Origin of the sequence: Psychrobacillus sp. NEAU-3TGS, assembly GCF_029955155.1 — a bacterium.
Lineage (GTDB): Bacteria > Bacillota > Bacilli > Bacillales_A > Planococcaceae > Psychrobacillus.
On the sequence record NZ_JAPNOZ010000012.1, the window covers coordinates 1,220,444 to 1,233,409 of the forward strand.

Consider the following 12,966-nt stretch of genomic DNA (forward strand, 5'->3'; position numbering starts at 1 on the left):
TCACTAAAATTTTAATATCAATATATAAAGACTTAACCGAAAATAATTTTTATGTTAACAATACTATTATATTCTCATCATACACAGTCTTGAATGTATGAATACAAACGAAAATACGAGAAACAATCCCAATATTCTACGGATTCTTTCTCGTACTTTGGATTTTAAAATATTATTTGCAGTGAGTTTTTTTACCGAGATTATTCATAAAATTCTCTTTCCTGACTATAAGTTTCTGTATTATCCTTTTTTATATCTCAGTTGGAATTATAAATAGTTAGTAAATCTTTAGCTATTTTTGTATGATCATGATATTGCTCTACATAGCTTCGTCCTTGTTTACCAAGATATATCCTCAATTCGTAATCCTTAATTAATTGTTCTAATTGTTGTTCTATATTCTCAGGATTAGCTGCAAAGATTGGAATTTCCTTAGGATAAAAATCCTTCATAAATTCACTTATATTACAAATAACCGGCTTTTCCATTGCCATTACTTCTAAAGATAGTAAACCATGTCCCGCACTATGCAGTTGATCGATTATAATATCAGCACTTTGGTATACTTGCTTTGCTTGCTCATGAGACCTGTTCTGCACTAACTTATACTCAAAATCATATTTTAATTGTAGTTTTTCAATAGCAGCATTTATTAAATTAGTACCTTTAAAATCAGAAGAAGTTGGAGCATGAACAATTACTGGTTTATCCTTTCTAAATTTAAACTCTGAATTAGGAACATACTCACTTAAATCTAAAGCCTGTCTTACTATATGAACACGATTGTAAAATCCTTTTACATATTCATACAGTTCTGCATCTGCAACTATACAATCATTAATATAATTACCTAAAAAGTTTAATTGTTTAATTACTTGTTCTTCATTTTCATTTTTACTTTTAGCATATGGATTCAGTATTTTCGCTATAGATAGTCTTCTAACATCTGTTCCCCAATGGTGCATGAAGACTTTTTTATTACTTTCTTTTAATAAAGGTAGATCCATTAAGTTAGGCATTAAGGATGTATTATAGTGGAAGTGAAAAACATTAAATACTGAGTTTGCCGCTTCATAAAGTTCTTTTATTGCTTTATTTTTATTATTAACTTTATCAATATCCAATGTATGTGAACTATCATAACTTAAATAGCTAGGATAGTAATTTACACCTATTGCATTAACACCACTTAACTGATTTTGTGCCTTAACTAAAGTATTCATTTGATTCGCAATTTCTATTGTTCCATGTAATATATTTAAATTTTCTTTTTTACTCTTAACTATCTTTATTGAATCCATTATGTCATTAACTTGAAAATCTGCTTTAATTTCTTGTATTAAAAGTGTTAACAGAGAGGAATAGTATGGATATTCTACTCCTGCTTCTTTTAAGTACTTAATAGCTAGCTCCTTATTTCCTAGATTACGTTGCAAAGAATATAAATACATTATCATAAAGAATTTTTCTTCTTTATTTTCATGGGTATTGTATACTAGGCGGATTCTATCCATATTAAATATATATTTTATAGTTGATATACCTTTATCTAAATACGTATAAAAGATTTCTTTTAAGTTAGATATAGATTTTTCCTTATTATTTTTCCTATCTTCAATCTCCGATAACAGTAAAACATTTGCTATCGCAATATATACTCTATTAAGTTGAAAATCATTAAAACCAAAATCATTCTTAAGACTCTCTAAAAAATACTTTTTCGAACCTTCATTATCAATTAAAACCTTAACGATTTTCTTTATTGTTAAGCTATCAATCTTCTTAAAATATCTGATTACGTAATGATATTCCATTAAATAGGTTACAAATTCAATAATTAATCCGTCATTAAATTTAATAATATCGTAATTATTGATAAACTCAGTCAACAACTTTTTAGGATTTTGTGTTATACGAATTTTGTTTAATAGACCATAGTCATCATCTGAAATAGAAAAAGTATATTCAATGAGTTCCTTTTTCTCTTGATCAAAATCTTTTTTCAAAGTTTCGAAATAATTTAGGAATGGATAACGTTGGTCTTCTTCAATATTTTTATATAAATTATACAACTCAGATTCGTTTTTCTCTTTAATGAATATTTTTGTTAACAGTTTCACTTTTAAAGCACTGTCTAAATCCTTAATTTCATTCAAAAATGACTTGTACTGCCCTATACCCTCATTAATTTTAGTCTCTTTATAAAGTATTGATATTACTCGATCTAACGTTTTTTCAAGTGCAGTTTTATCAAGAGAATACATCTCGACTGCTGTAAAATTCGACAAGTCTAATTTATTTTTAGTATATCGTATATTTAATTCAATATATTTACTTAACATTTCAATACCCTTTGAGTACTCTTCTAATGAGATGTAGGCATGACCTAAATAATAGTACAAATCAAGATAATGCTTATTATATGATAGCCCCTCTATGCAAATGTTAATAACTTGTTCGAACTGATTAGTATGGAGTGCCATACGCGCATATTCACCAAATACATAATACCGGTGAGTAATTAATCTTTTATCTTGTTTTTTCATTGATTCATACGCTTTTGTAATTTCCTCTATCGCAATTGCCGAATCTCCATGCATCATGTATGAACGCGCAAGCTGGAATCGATAATACACATGTTCAGAATCTACTTCGAGCTCTTTTTTTAGCATATTTGCTGTGCGCTGAAACTTCTTTTCCATTAAATCTTTATCTTCATTAATATATCCATAGTGCATAAGCTGAATATCATGGGCTGTCAATACAGGTTGTTGATAGATTGGTTGGTTATGTACAGTACCTTTATATTGAAACGCTCCACCATTTTTAAATATTCTCTCTTGAAAATGGTAAACGTGTTTATTCAATTTTATTGATAATAAGTTTTTTTCCCTAATTCTAATCGTGTTATAATTATTGATTTTGTCACTTTCAAACAGATAAAGCAATTCGTTAGGTGTTTCAAGTTCTTCGTCAGCATCAATAATAAAAATCCATTGTCCCTTAGCATAAGAAATCGAAATATTACGCATATCTGAAAAATTACCATTCCATTGATGAAAGTAAACATTATTTGTATATTCTTTTGCAATTTCTACTGTTTGATCTGTTGAACCAGTATCAACAATAATCAATTCTGCGTGATTTCCTTCTAACAAAGGCAATAAGCTATCCAAACATCTACGTAAATTTATCTCTTCATCCTTAACAATCATACAAATACTTAACTTCTTAGTCATTAGTTATACATCCATCCCAATAAGACAATAGTGGTTCCAGTTCGTACTTTAGAAGGTCGCTAACAAATAAATAATCTTTCTCCTCCACTTTATCAAGGAGTAATTCCACTTTCTCGTTGAATAAATCCAGATCAATATCAATCATATTATTTTGCGATAAGATTATGGTGGTCTCTGTTAACATAGATAAATCCTCTAACCAAAATAGTAAACGATCAATCTCTTCTCCATTCTCTAAACTTATGCAAATAGAATCAATACGAGAGATTAAGTTTTTAGTTAATGTTTTTAGCGAGTTTTTTAGTTCAAATAATTGTGTATCCATATTATCTCCCTTTTAAAAAAAGCCGACTAATATAATTAGCCAGCCTTTTTATTAATCTTGCTAGAGTTTCAATTATCTTAGTAACTGAAGAACCCCTTGTGGTTGTTGGTTTGCTTGAGCTAACATAGCTTGAGCTGCTTGAGAAAGGATTGAATTTTTAGTTTGATTCATCATTTCTTTCGCCATATCCACATCACGAATACGTGATTCAGCAGCAGTTAAGTTCTCTGAAGCTGTACCAAGATTGTTAATAGTGTGTTCTAAACGGTTTTGGAATGCACCTAGTTTAGAACGTTGTGAAGAGACATCTTCAATTGCTTTGTTAATAGCAGAAATAGAAGCTTCTGCTGCTGATGAATTACTAACATCAATACCGTTAACATTTAATGCTGATGAACTCATATCTTCAATAGAAACTTTCATTGTTTGTGATGAATTAGCTCCAATTTGGTACGTTAAAGAATTATCAGCTAAATTTTTCACTGCTTCACGAGTTGTGAAAGTTGCTTCTTGGCCAATTGAGCCAGTGCTTAATGCACCAATTGTCACACTAGCGTCACCAATTGATACAGCGCCACCACCAGAAGTCGTTACTGTTCCAGAAACTCCTGATTCATCAGTATAAGTTAATGTATAAACTCCGCTACTATTTGCAGAACTGATTTTAACATTATATGTTTTATCTTCAGTTATTGTTGCAGCCCCTGCAATACCTGTAAATACAGTTTTATCTGAAACCTCATTAAATTTCGCAGATTGTGCTTGATCACTAACACCTTTTAAATCACCATTAACAATTTCTTAGTGTTGAATTCAGTTGTATTTGCAATTCGATCAATTTCTTCAACCAATTGATCCATTTCTTTTTGAAGCTCAGCACGGTCTGTGTCTGTATTTGTATCATTAGAAGATTGTACTGCTAATTCACGCATACGTTGAAGGATGTCATGCGTTTCATTTAAAGCACCTTCTGCAGTTTGAATTAAAGAGATACCATCTTGAGAGTTCTTAGAAGCCATATCCAAACCACGAATTTGTCCACGCATTTTTTCAGAAATAGCAAGACCAGCTGCATCATCTCCAGCACGGTTGATACGCATACCTGAAGCTAGTTTTTCCATAGATTTAGATTGCGCATTTGTTGCACTACCTAACTGACGGTGTGTGTTAAGAGCTGCGATATTGTGATTAATAATCATTGTTAGTTCCTCCTTGGAATGTGTTGCTCACATCCTTGTGAGCAGTGTTTGTTTTTTGTATGAGACAAGAGAACCGAGCCGGCCGGACCCCGTTTTTCTTGCTTACATAGATATTATCGGAATGGAAAGATAATGTTTAATAGTTTTATTAATATTTTTTTGAACCACCTTTGAAATTAGTCTTTATTGTTTTTGAAAACGTCTAGATTGTTGATTACTGATTCCGTATTAGATGTTGATACATCTTGTCTTAACTCTCCACGGATTACATCAATACTTCTTGGAGCACGTATACCGATTTTCACTTGTTCTCCTTTTACTTCAGAAATAATAATTTCCACATCTTCGCCGATCCAAATTGTTTCTCCTACTTTTCGAGATAATACTAGCATTTGCTCACCCCTTTTGACTTTCTGATGAGATGAGATGACGAATGGCATATTCTTCGTTATTTAAAATAACTTGTTTTGCTTTTTTGTTTGTTGTATTTAAAATAATTGGTGCTTTTAAATTGATTGTTGATCGAGCAATTGTTTCTTTCAAAGATACAATTGCAAAGACTGCAACTTCTTTTTCGTCTTTTATTTGAAGAGCGTGTACTGTTGCTTCCTCTAACTCTAAATTGTAGTTTGTTGTAATTGTATATGGATTGGTTACAATAAATGCTAAAGCTTCTGTTTGTGTTGATTGCAATATATGAAATACATCATTGTCTTCAATCGGAAGTAATGCAAAGTCTCTTTCTTCTTCAAAACCTGGTATGCCATGTTCGAATGTCATGAGGGTGGAGGGGTCAATTACTATTTCGCCCATATAAGCTGTTTTGATTTTCATTTGTTTAGCTCCTTATGTTAAGTTATACACGCCAGTCGATTGTTAGTGATGCATGGTGGAGCATTTCTACTTTTACTTTTCCTGGTGTGTAGTTATGAATTGGTTTATTGGTAGACGTGTTATTGATTACTTTTTGTGGTTCTATTTGGATGTCGACGCTTCCTGGTTGAAAGTTTACTTTGACACTCCCTTGCGACGGAATGAATTTGATACCTAATGAAGAATAGCGTTGTCTTCCTGATTGTTTTGCTTGACTAGCAATGGGATTTCCACCATTTTCTATTCGCATTAGTTCGGTGCCTTGTTGTGCACGTCTCACAGTTCCTTCAGATACAGCTTGATGTCCTTCCGCAGCGAAGTCTTCCATTCTTTTTCTAACACTTTTTAGATCTAAGTCGGCACGTGCTTGTTCCGTGTCTATGGAAAGCTGTGGTTTTGTCGTTTTCATCGTTTGGACCGCTTTTGGTTGTTGTAGATCTAGATTGGCACTTGGTTGCTCAATCTGCTGAACTGGTTTTTGTATATTTAAATCGATTTGTGCTTTTGTTGAGTTTATTTGGAGTTTTGGGATATTCATCTTTTTTCACCCTTTAAAGAAAGCGTTTGGAACAATTTGTCCAAACGCTTTTTATTATTAACGTAAAAAATCTGTAAGTGTAGGTTGAATAATTCGAGCACCTACTGATAATGCAGCACGATGGATAGATTCTTGAGTAATCATTTCCGTGATTGCTTTTTCATAGTCGATGTCTTCGTTAGAAGAAAGTTGCTTTGTCACAATAATTTCTTGTGCTCCTAGTCTGTCTTCCATCATTTCTACTCGATTTTGACGTGCACCTATATCTGCACGGGCCGCTAAAACAGTATCCTGATTTCCACTAATTTCCTCTAAGTATTTCGCAATCTCTGGTCCTGTTGCTACAGGAGTTTTTGAACTGTCAAGTACTGACTCAATATTTTCCATCATTTTATCAATATCTTCAAACATTTTTTTTCCATTTGTATTTACTTTGATTTCTACCCCATCGTATACTTCAATATTAACGGAACCATCGACTCCAGTTTCTCCTAGTAAGTTTCCGTTATTATCATACAATGGTGATAATGTCTTCGTTCCCGAGAAAATATATTTATCTCCCACTTTCGTGTTAGCTAAATCACGAATTTGTGCTTTTAGTTGAGTTATTTCAACTTTTATCTTTTCTCGATCTTCAGGAGTTTTTGTATCATTCGCAGCATCCGTTACTAGTTCTTGTACTCGCTTCAGTGCTGATCCAACTTTATCTAGTGCATCATCAGAACTGTCTAACCAATTGTTTACTTCACCTAAATTACGTTGATATTGCTCAACTTTGTTTAAATCCGTACGGTAGCCAATTCCTTTAATAGCTACTACTGGATCTTGAGAAGGACGTGTTATTTTCTTACCTGAGTTGATCTGTTCTTGTAGTGTTGCCATTTTGTTATAGCTATTTGATAAATTTCGAAGCATATTAGTAGAAAGCATTGATTGTGTTACGCGCATGTGATTGACCTCCTATTTCTTTTTCTAGCTCCAACGCCTTGCCCCTCGGGATCAAATGTGAAATTACTGTGGTGGCTGAAGAGCTGCCTCCTCTCAATTCCCCATTTGCCTGTCAGGACAGAAGTAGGCGCTTACGCTTTTCTATTTTATAGTCCTACTCGGCCCATGCCGTTAATAATTTTATCTAATGTTTCATCTACTACTGTAATCATTCGTGCAGAGGCATTGTATGCTTGTTGGAATATAATCATATTTGTCATTTCCTCGTCTAAAGAAACGGAGCTGACGGCAGCACGATTATTTTCTACTGTTAATTTAATAGTCGCTGAATTATAAGCCAACCGATTTGCCTGTTCTCCATCTACTCCAAGTTTACCGATGATAGATTGATAGAAAGATTGCACTGTAGTATTGGTTGTGGAACCTATCGTTAAAGGAGCAAATTTCATATTACTAAGTAATAATGCATTTGCCCCATTACCTTCCTCTTTTCCAGTGGATGAAGAAGCAGCCAATAGAGATGGGTCGCTTTCAAACATTGAATCCACAGAAATAGTACTTGCTGAAATTTGACCATTTGTTTTAGAAACAAAAAAGTCTTTTCCAACATCCCCGTTTAGATCAGTGCCACCTTTGTGTATCTCATTAAACTTTTCCGCGAAAGCTACAGCCATATCATCAAGGTTTTTAAGCATTTCTGGATAAAATCCTTTTGTAGTTCCATTACTTGAATAACCATAGGAATCAATTGTTGCTAACAATTTACCCTTAGTTTTTTCTAAATCACTATAACTAATCGTTCCTCCTGCTGCATTACCCTTACTTACTACTGTAAACTGGGTAAAAGGTTCAAAACTATTATCTTCATTTAAACCATCAGCCTTTAAAGTTGCAGCATCTTTTCCATCTACAACCTCAACTAATCCGCTGTTTGTTTTAATAGATACCTTCACTGCGCCTTCAGCAATTGCCAATGCATTTCCACCGGATTTAGAATATTCTATTTCAATTGGGAAATAGGTGTTTAATTCATCTAGTAAAGTATCTCGAGCGTCATATAAATCATTTGGCAAATAACCGTTCGGTTCAATTTGTTGAATTTGCTCGTTGATGGATGCAATTTGATTCAGAATAGAGTTCACATCATTTGTTGATACCCGTATTTCATTCTTTAAATTTCCTTGAATATCCGTCAGTTGTTTGTTGATATAGTTAAATGATTCTGCAACTGCAATCCCCCGTTGAACAACTACTTTTCGAGCACCAGCATTTTCTGGATTAGCACTTAAATCCTGAAGCGATTTCCAAAATTGATCTAATGAAGTATTTAGACCAAATTCGGATGGTTCTGAAAGGATATCCTCCATTTGGGAAATTGCATTAGATTTCGCTTCCCAGTACCCTAGTTTATTGGTTTCCTGACGGTATTGACGGTCAATGAACTGATCACGAATACGTTGTACAGATTGCGCTTGTACACCTGTTCCAAGATGACCTGGTATTTTCGGAGCATTTAAACCTGTTCCTGGATAACCTAGTGTCGCTTCCATGTTCACTCGTTGACGGGAGTAGCCGAGTGTGTTGGCGTTAGAGATGTTATGTCCAGTGGTATATAGTGCGGATTGTTGTGTGTATAGTCCGCGTTTACTTGTTTCTAATCCCATGAATGTTGAGCCCATTAGGTTGCCTCCTTATGCTTGTGAATCGAAGTAGGCTTTACCTTTGGAAGGGGCTTGTACTTCGGATTTTGAGTAGTTTATTTGGTCTGGCTTTGGTCGTAATGTATCTAAGGTTAAGTTGACGAATTGTAGTGATTGTAGTGTCAGCTTTTGGTTTAGGTCGTTTTGGTATTTGAGCGATTCTACTGTTAGGAGTAGCTTGTTGCGTGCTGTTCCTAGCTGCTCTTTTTCTTCGTTTGTGTTGGTATTTTCTAAGACTAGTGCAACAGTTGGTTTGTCAGTAGGAGCAATTCCTTTTGCTCGAAGGTAATCCGTTACCTCTGTTTGACGCTGTTGTTCTAGCTGAGAAATGCCTGCTACGTGTGCCTGCTCGTCCTTGAGCAGTTGGTTTAGACTGTCCATGTCGCCAGTTTTGATTGCTTCTGTTTTTTTGTATGCTATTTCTAGTAAACTTTTGTGTAGCATGTCAAGTTTCGTAAGAGATTGCAATATCTTTTCGATGGACATGTTTTAAGCTCCTTTTACAGACGGTAATAATTAAGAATATTAGTTGCTAGCTTCTTGGCGTCTACTTGGTATGTGCCCGCATCAATTTGCGCTTTGATAGCGGCAACTCGTTCTGCTTGGTTTACCTCCACTGGAGATTTTGTTTGCATGCTTTTTGCAGCAGATGAGATTTCTAGTTGATCGGTAGTAGGTTTTGCCACCTGCTGTGTTTTTTCCACTTGTTGTTGGTTGCGTTTGTATGGGTTTACTTGGTTTAATCCAATGTTCGTGATTTTCATATGGTGATGTCCTCCCTTCTTCGATAAAAGTGTCTACCGTTTATTTCGGTTTGATCTGTAAAGTGTTTAGAGTTTTTTTAAATCACGAAAAAACTCCCACATATAGTGAGAGTTATCTATAGTCCTTATGGTATGTATTTTCTTGCGTGTTTACTTTTTCTCGGAATTCTTGCGCTGCTTCGAATTGGCGAAGGCCTGTTTTTAACTCTTCCGTACAGCTAGTGCATAGTTTTCCTTGTGTTGTTAGTTTACCACAGTTGTCGCATGGGTAGCCAAGGTTTGGAAACAAGGCTGGCTGCAGGCGACCTTTTCGCACCCATTTGTGTAGCAATGATTCTTCTACACCCGTTGCTTCGACGATTCGTTCAACGGTTGCCGCACGGTTTTCTCTCTTTCGCAAGAAACGATACACCGTCTCATATAACTTTTCTTCATTCGTGGCGCAGTTATTGCACACATCTCTTATCCCTGTATAGTTAAAAAAGTCGCCGCAGGATGGGCAATTTTTTAGTTCTCCCATGAGGATCCCTCCAAGTTCAGTTGTCTCCTCTTTTATATCGGCAGATTATCCTTTTATTAAAGTAATTGCTTCGACCCTTGTTGCTCCTGCGTCTTTTAGTAGTTTGGCAGCATGGTGGAGGGTTGCGCCGGTTGTGTATATGTCATCGAATAAAATATAGTGTTGCGCTTCTACCCTATTCATAACTTCAAAAAGTGGACTCGCTTCTAAGCGTTCCTTTCGTGTCTTTTTACCTTGTTCACTAGTTGCCGTTTTAGATAGTAGATGTTGAAAAGGAATGTCTGCACTATTTAATAGCTCGTCGACTTGTGCAAATGTTCTTTGGATTAGTTTTTCTGGATGCATCGGGATTGGGACGACAATGCCTTCATTACCTTCGAATGCTTGGTGCAATGTTTTAGCAAATACTTGTGCCAGCGCTACGTCTTGTAAAAACTTATATTGATGCAAATAGCTTTTCATCGCTTCGTTGTAAGAATAAAGTGCCGTGACGGTATCCACTGCTCCCTCGTAGCAAGTGCCTTGGAAGTCACTGAAATCGATCGTTGCATCTGACTTTTTAAAGTTGCTGAAACACCTGTCACATGTAGAGGACTCTTTTTCATATAGAAATAGCTTCCTCCATGTCGGGGATGGTTGAAATGTAGTGCCACAAATTAAACAGTTCATGAACGATTCCAACCCTCTATTGCAGTTTGTGCTTTGTCCATTTCCCGGGAGATGCCGTGATGGAAAAAGACAATATCCCCGTCTGGGTATTGGAAAGAACGACCGACACGACCGCTTATTTGAATCAGTGCACTTGATGTGAAGATTTTTTGTTCTGCTCCAACTACTGCAACCTGTACATTTTCAATTGTTATGCCTCGTTCTAGGATGGTTGTTGTGAGCAAGCCAGATATTTTCTTTTCTCTTAGTTGCATGACTAACTCTTTTCTATCGGGATGTTCAGCGTGTACTCTTGGTAAATCGCCTGGGAAATTTTCGAGCATTTCGATGGTCGGTAGGAATACGAGAAATGGAGTGTTTGTTTTTGTTTTTTCCTCAATCCATTGTTGGAGTTTATGTGGGACTTTTCCTTTGTTTAGTTGCCTAGCGTAACCCCATAGACTGTCGAATCTAGGTACGGGTAGGTCATGCCCGTGATATCTTCTGGAAAGAACAGATTGGTTCGTTGTTTGGAGTGATTTTGTTGGTGTTGCGGTGACGTAATGAATGGCGGCTTCTTGTTTTGTTGCTTTTTTCACTGCTCGTTGTAGGGTCTCATCTGCGTAATACGGGAAAGCATCTGCTTCGTCGACGAATACTACATCGAAAGCTTTTTCAAATCGGTAGAGCTGATGTGTAGTGGAGAGTATTAGTTCGGCAAATCCTTCTTGGTCGGGTGCTCCGCCGTATAAAGCATGAATCGTTGTTTTTGGAAATACTTTTTGGAAACGTGGGAATAGTTCTAGGATGACATCGGTTCTTGGGGCTGCTACGCATACTCGCTTTCCCTGCTCAAGACATCGAAAGATGGATAAGAAGAGTAGCTCGGTTTTTCCAGCTCCACAAACCGCGTGCAAGAGGTGGGATTTGTTTTGTTCTACACTTGTGAGTAGTTCTTCGCTTGCTTTTTTCTGGAGAGGGGTTAGCCTACCGCTCCATGCAAATTCATGAGCGTTCGCGCCGCGGGCATGGTCTGAGTGCCAAAGCAGCAACTCGGAACAACTACTTACCCGCCCCATTCGAATGCAGTGGCGGCAATAGGTGCAATTTTGGTTACAGCGTGCGCAGTGAAATGTGTGAAATAAGTGCTGGGTTGTGTTGTGGCATCGGTTGCAGACGTACTTCTTTAATTGACCAAAAAGGGCTTGGTTTTGTTCTTGTTCTATGCCGGGTTTGAGGTGGATGTGGCCGTTTTCGATGTGGGCGTCGATGGCTTCGCGCGGGAATGGGATGTGTTCGCGAAGCCAGATGCGGCCAGTGAGAAATTGTTGTAGCTGTTTGTCCATGGGCATTCTCCTTAGTTGGTTTTTACCCATCCTAGACCCATCGAGCCTTCACCAAGATGTGTGCCGATTACAGGGCCGAAATAGCTGATCGTGAACTCAACGTTTGGTAGATTTGCTTCTAACTCGGTTTTCCATGCGATCGCTTCTTGTTCATTGTTTGCGTGGATGATGGTCGCTTGCAGTTTTGCGTATTTGTTTGCATCTTCTTGAAGCAGGTCTGCAATACGTTTCATCGCTTTTTTACGTGTTCGAACTTTTTCAAATGGAACGATGATTTTGTTTTCGAAGTGAAGGATTGGTTTTACTTGCAGTACGTTACCAATGACACGTTCGATGCCGTTTAGACGACCGCCGCGGTGCAGATGGTCGAGGTTGTCCACCATGAAGTAGGCACGAATTGTTTGTTTCATCGTGTTTAGTTCTTGTAGGATTTCTTCTGGATGTGCTCCTTTTTTAGCCATTTGTGCGGCTTTAAGCACGTAGAAGCCTTGTACCATGCAGGAAATTTCTGAGTCGAATGTATATACGTTAAGGTTGTCCACTATTTCACCGGCTTGTTTGGCACCTGCGAGTGTTCCACTAATACCGCTCGATAGGTGGATGGAAATGACTGCGTCGTAGTTTTTGGATAGTTCTTCGAAGGTACTGACAAAATCTCCAAGGGCAGGCTGTGACGTTTTCGGTAGCGTGCGCTCATTGCGAACTTTGTCGTAGAATTCGGTTGCGTTAATGTCGATTTCTTCTTTGTAAGTGTCATTTCCGATGACAACGCTTAGTGGCACCATGCGAATGTCGAGTTTTTCGCGAATTTCTTTTGGGATATAGGCGGTGCTGTCTGTTACGATTGCTGTCTTCATTTTGTGAAT

General features: G+C 36.6%; 14 protein-coding genes and 1 pseudogene. 1 reads left to right on the plus strand and 14 read right to left on the minus strand.

Annotation, left to right across the window (positions count from 1 at the left end; genetic code table 11):
* Positions 1-257: 257 nt before the first annotated feature.
* The 13 genes and pseudogenes from OR571_RS22360 to OR571_RS22420 all read right to left on the minus strand — a co-directional run bounded on the left by OR571_RS22360 (position 258) and on the right by OR571_RS22420 (position 11,833).
* Positions 258-3,239, minus strand: coding sequence for a glycosyltransferase (locus OR571_RS22360; RefSeq protein ID WP_282246149.1), 2,982 nt, complete (start codon positions 3,237-3,239; stop codon positions 258-260).
* A complete protein-coding gene (locus OR571_RS22365; protein WP_282246151.1) occupies positions 3,232-3,564 on the minus strand; it encodes a hypothetical protein in 333 nt (110 codons plus the stop codon). Before OR571_RS22365 ends, OR571_RS22360 begins: the two co-directional genes overlap by 8 nt.
* Before the next feature lie 72 nt (positions 3,565-3,636).
* A pseudogene (locus tag OR571_RS22370) lies at positions 3,637-4,763 on the minus strand (flagellin N-terminal helical domain-containing protein).
* A gap of 176 nt (positions 4,764-4,939) precedes the next feature.
* Positions 4,940-5,155: a carbon storage regulator CsrA gene (gene csrA, locus OR571_RS22375; RefSeq protein ID WP_282246153.1), complete on the minus strand. Its 216-nt coding sequence runs from the start codon at positions 5,153-5,155 to the stop codon at positions 4,940-4,942.
* 4 nt (positions 5,156-5,159) lie between these two features.
* A complete protein-coding gene (gene fliW, locus OR571_RS22380) occupies positions 5,160-5,597 on the minus strand; it encodes a flagellar assembly protein FliW (RefSeq protein WP_282246155.1) in 438 nt (145 codons plus the stop codon).
* A gap of 22 nt (positions 5,598-5,619) precedes the next feature.
* On the minus strand, positions 5,620-6,174 hold the full coding sequence (locus tag OR571_RS22385; protein ID WP_282246157.1) for a DUF6470 family protein: 555 nt from the start codon (positions 6,172-6,174) through the stop codon (positions 5,620-5,622).
* A 57-nt stretch (positions 6,175-6,231) separates the two neighbouring features.
* Positions 6,232-7,122 carry a flagellar hook-associated protein FlgL gene (flgL, locus tag OR571_RS22390; protein ID WP_282246159.1) on the minus strand — a complete coding sequence of 297 codons (891 nt, stop codon included), beginning with the start codon at positions 7,120-7,122 and terminating at the stop codon, positions 6,232-6,234.
* A gap of 146 nt (positions 7,123-7,268) precedes the next feature.
* Positions 7,269-8,801 carry a flagellar hook-associated protein FlgK gene (flgK, locus tag OR571_RS22395; protein WP_282246160.1) on the minus strand — a complete coding sequence of 511 codons (1,533 nt, stop codon included), beginning with the start codon at positions 8,799-8,801 and terminating at the stop codon, positions 7,269-7,271.
* A 12-nt stretch (positions 8,802-8,813) separates the two neighbouring features.
* Positions 8,814-9,308, minus strand: coding sequence for a flagellar protein FlgN (locus OR571_RS22400; RefSeq protein ID WP_282246162.1), 495 nt, complete (start codon positions 9,306-9,308; stop codon positions 8,814-8,816).
* A gap of 14 nt (positions 9,309-9,322) precedes the next feature.
* Entirely contained in the window at positions 9,323-9,586 is a 264-nt protein-coding gene (flgM, locus tag OR571_RS22405; protein ID WP_282246164.1) for a flagellar biosynthesis anti-sigma factor FlgM, read from the minus strand.
* A gap of 112 nt (positions 9,587-9,698) precedes the next feature.
* Positions 9,699-10,106 carry a TIGR03826 family flagellar region protein gene (locus tag OR571_RS22410; protein ID WP_282246166.1) on the minus strand — a complete coding sequence of 136 codons (408 nt, stop codon included), beginning with the start codon at positions 10,104-10,106 and terminating at the stop codon, positions 9,699-9,701.
* A gap of 45 nt (positions 10,107-10,151) precedes the next feature.
* Positions 10,152-10,775 (minus strand): ComF family protein, encoded by a 624-nt coding sequence (locus tag OR571_RS22415; RefSeq protein ID WP_282246170.1) that lies wholly within the window; start codon positions 10,773-10,775, stop codon positions 10,152-10,154.
* The gene (locus OR571_RS22420; RefSeq protein ID WP_348775080.1) at positions 10,772-11,833 is read right to left on the minus strand and encodes an ATP-dependent helicase ComFA; all 1,062 of its coding nucleotides are present in this window, start codon (positions 11,831-11,833) and stop codon (positions 10,772-10,774) included. The genes OR571_RS22415 and OR571_RS22420 overlap by 4 nt, the downstream gene beginning before the upstream one ends.
* Positions 11,834-11,944: 111 nt before the next feature.
* Here OR571_RS22420 and OR571_RS22880 point away from each other — a divergent pair, with 111 nt between their 5' ends.
* On the plus strand, positions 11,945-12,088 hold the full coding sequence (locus tag OR571_RS22880; RefSeq protein WP_348775081.1) for a hypothetical protein: 144 nt from the start codon (positions 11,945-11,947) through the stop codon (positions 12,086-12,088).
* Positions 12,089-12,111: 23 nt separating this feature from the next.
* On the opposite strand, the gene OR571_RS22425 is transcribed toward OR571_RS22880, so the two are convergent.
* On the minus strand, positions 12,112-12,957 hold the full coding sequence (locus OR571_RS22425) for a DegV family protein (protein WP_282246174.1): 846 nt from the start codon (positions 12,955-12,957) through the stop codon (positions 12,112-12,114).
* Between the last annotated feature and the right edge of the window lie 9 nt (positions 12,958-12,966).

Bases quoted from the DNA above. Each gene is read 5' to 3' on its own strand.
- OR571_RS22360 (WP_282246149.1), bottom strand. From the start codon at position 3,239: ATGACTAAGAAGTTAAGTATTTGTATGATTGTTAAGGATGAAGAGATA.
- OR571_RS22365 (WP_282246151.1), bottom strand. From the start codon at position 3,564: ATGGATACACAATTATTTGAACTAAAAAACTCGCTAAAAACATTAACT.
- csrA (WP_282246153.1), bottom strand. From the start codon at position 5,155: ATGCTAGTATTATCTCGAAAAGTAGGAGAAACAATTTGGATCGGCGAA.
- fliW (WP_282246155.1), bottom strand. From the start codon at position 5,597: ATGAAAATCAAAACAGCTTATATGGGCGAAATAGTAATTGACCCCTCC.
- OR571_RS22385 (WP_282246157.1), bottom strand. From the start codon at position 6,174: ATGAATATCCCAAAACTCCAAATAAACTCAACAAAAGCACAAATCGAT.
- flgL (WP_282246159.1), bottom strand. From the start codon at position 7,122: ATGCGCGTAACACAATCAATGCTTTCTACTAATATGCTTCGAAATTTA.
- flgK (WP_282246160.1), bottom strand. From the start codon at position 8,801: ATGGGCTCAACATTCATGGGATTAGAAACAAGTAAACGCGGACTATAC.
- OR571_RS22400 (WP_282246162.1), bottom strand. From the start codon at position 9,308: ATGTCCATCGAAAAGATATTGCAATCTCTTACGAAACTTGACATGCTA.
- flgM (WP_282246164.1), bottom strand. From the start codon at position 9,586: ATGAAAATCACGAACATTGGATTAAACCAAGTAAACCCATACAAACGC.
- OR571_RS22410 (WP_282246166.1), bottom strand. From the start codon at position 10,106: ATGGGAGAACTAAAAAATTGCCCATCCTGCGGCGACTTTTTTAACTAT.
- OR571_RS22415 (WP_282246170.1), bottom strand. From the start codon at position 10,775: ATGAACTGTTTAATTTGTGGCACTACATTTCAACCATCCCCGACATGG.
- OR571_RS22420 (WP_348775080.1), bottom strand. From the start codon at position 11,833: ATGGGGCGGGTAAGTAGTTGTTCCGAGTTGCTGCTTTGGCACTCAGAC.
- OR571_RS22425 (WP_282246174.1), bottom strand. From the start codon at position 12,957: ATGAAGACAGCAATCGTAACAGACAGCACCGCCTATATCCCAAAAGAA.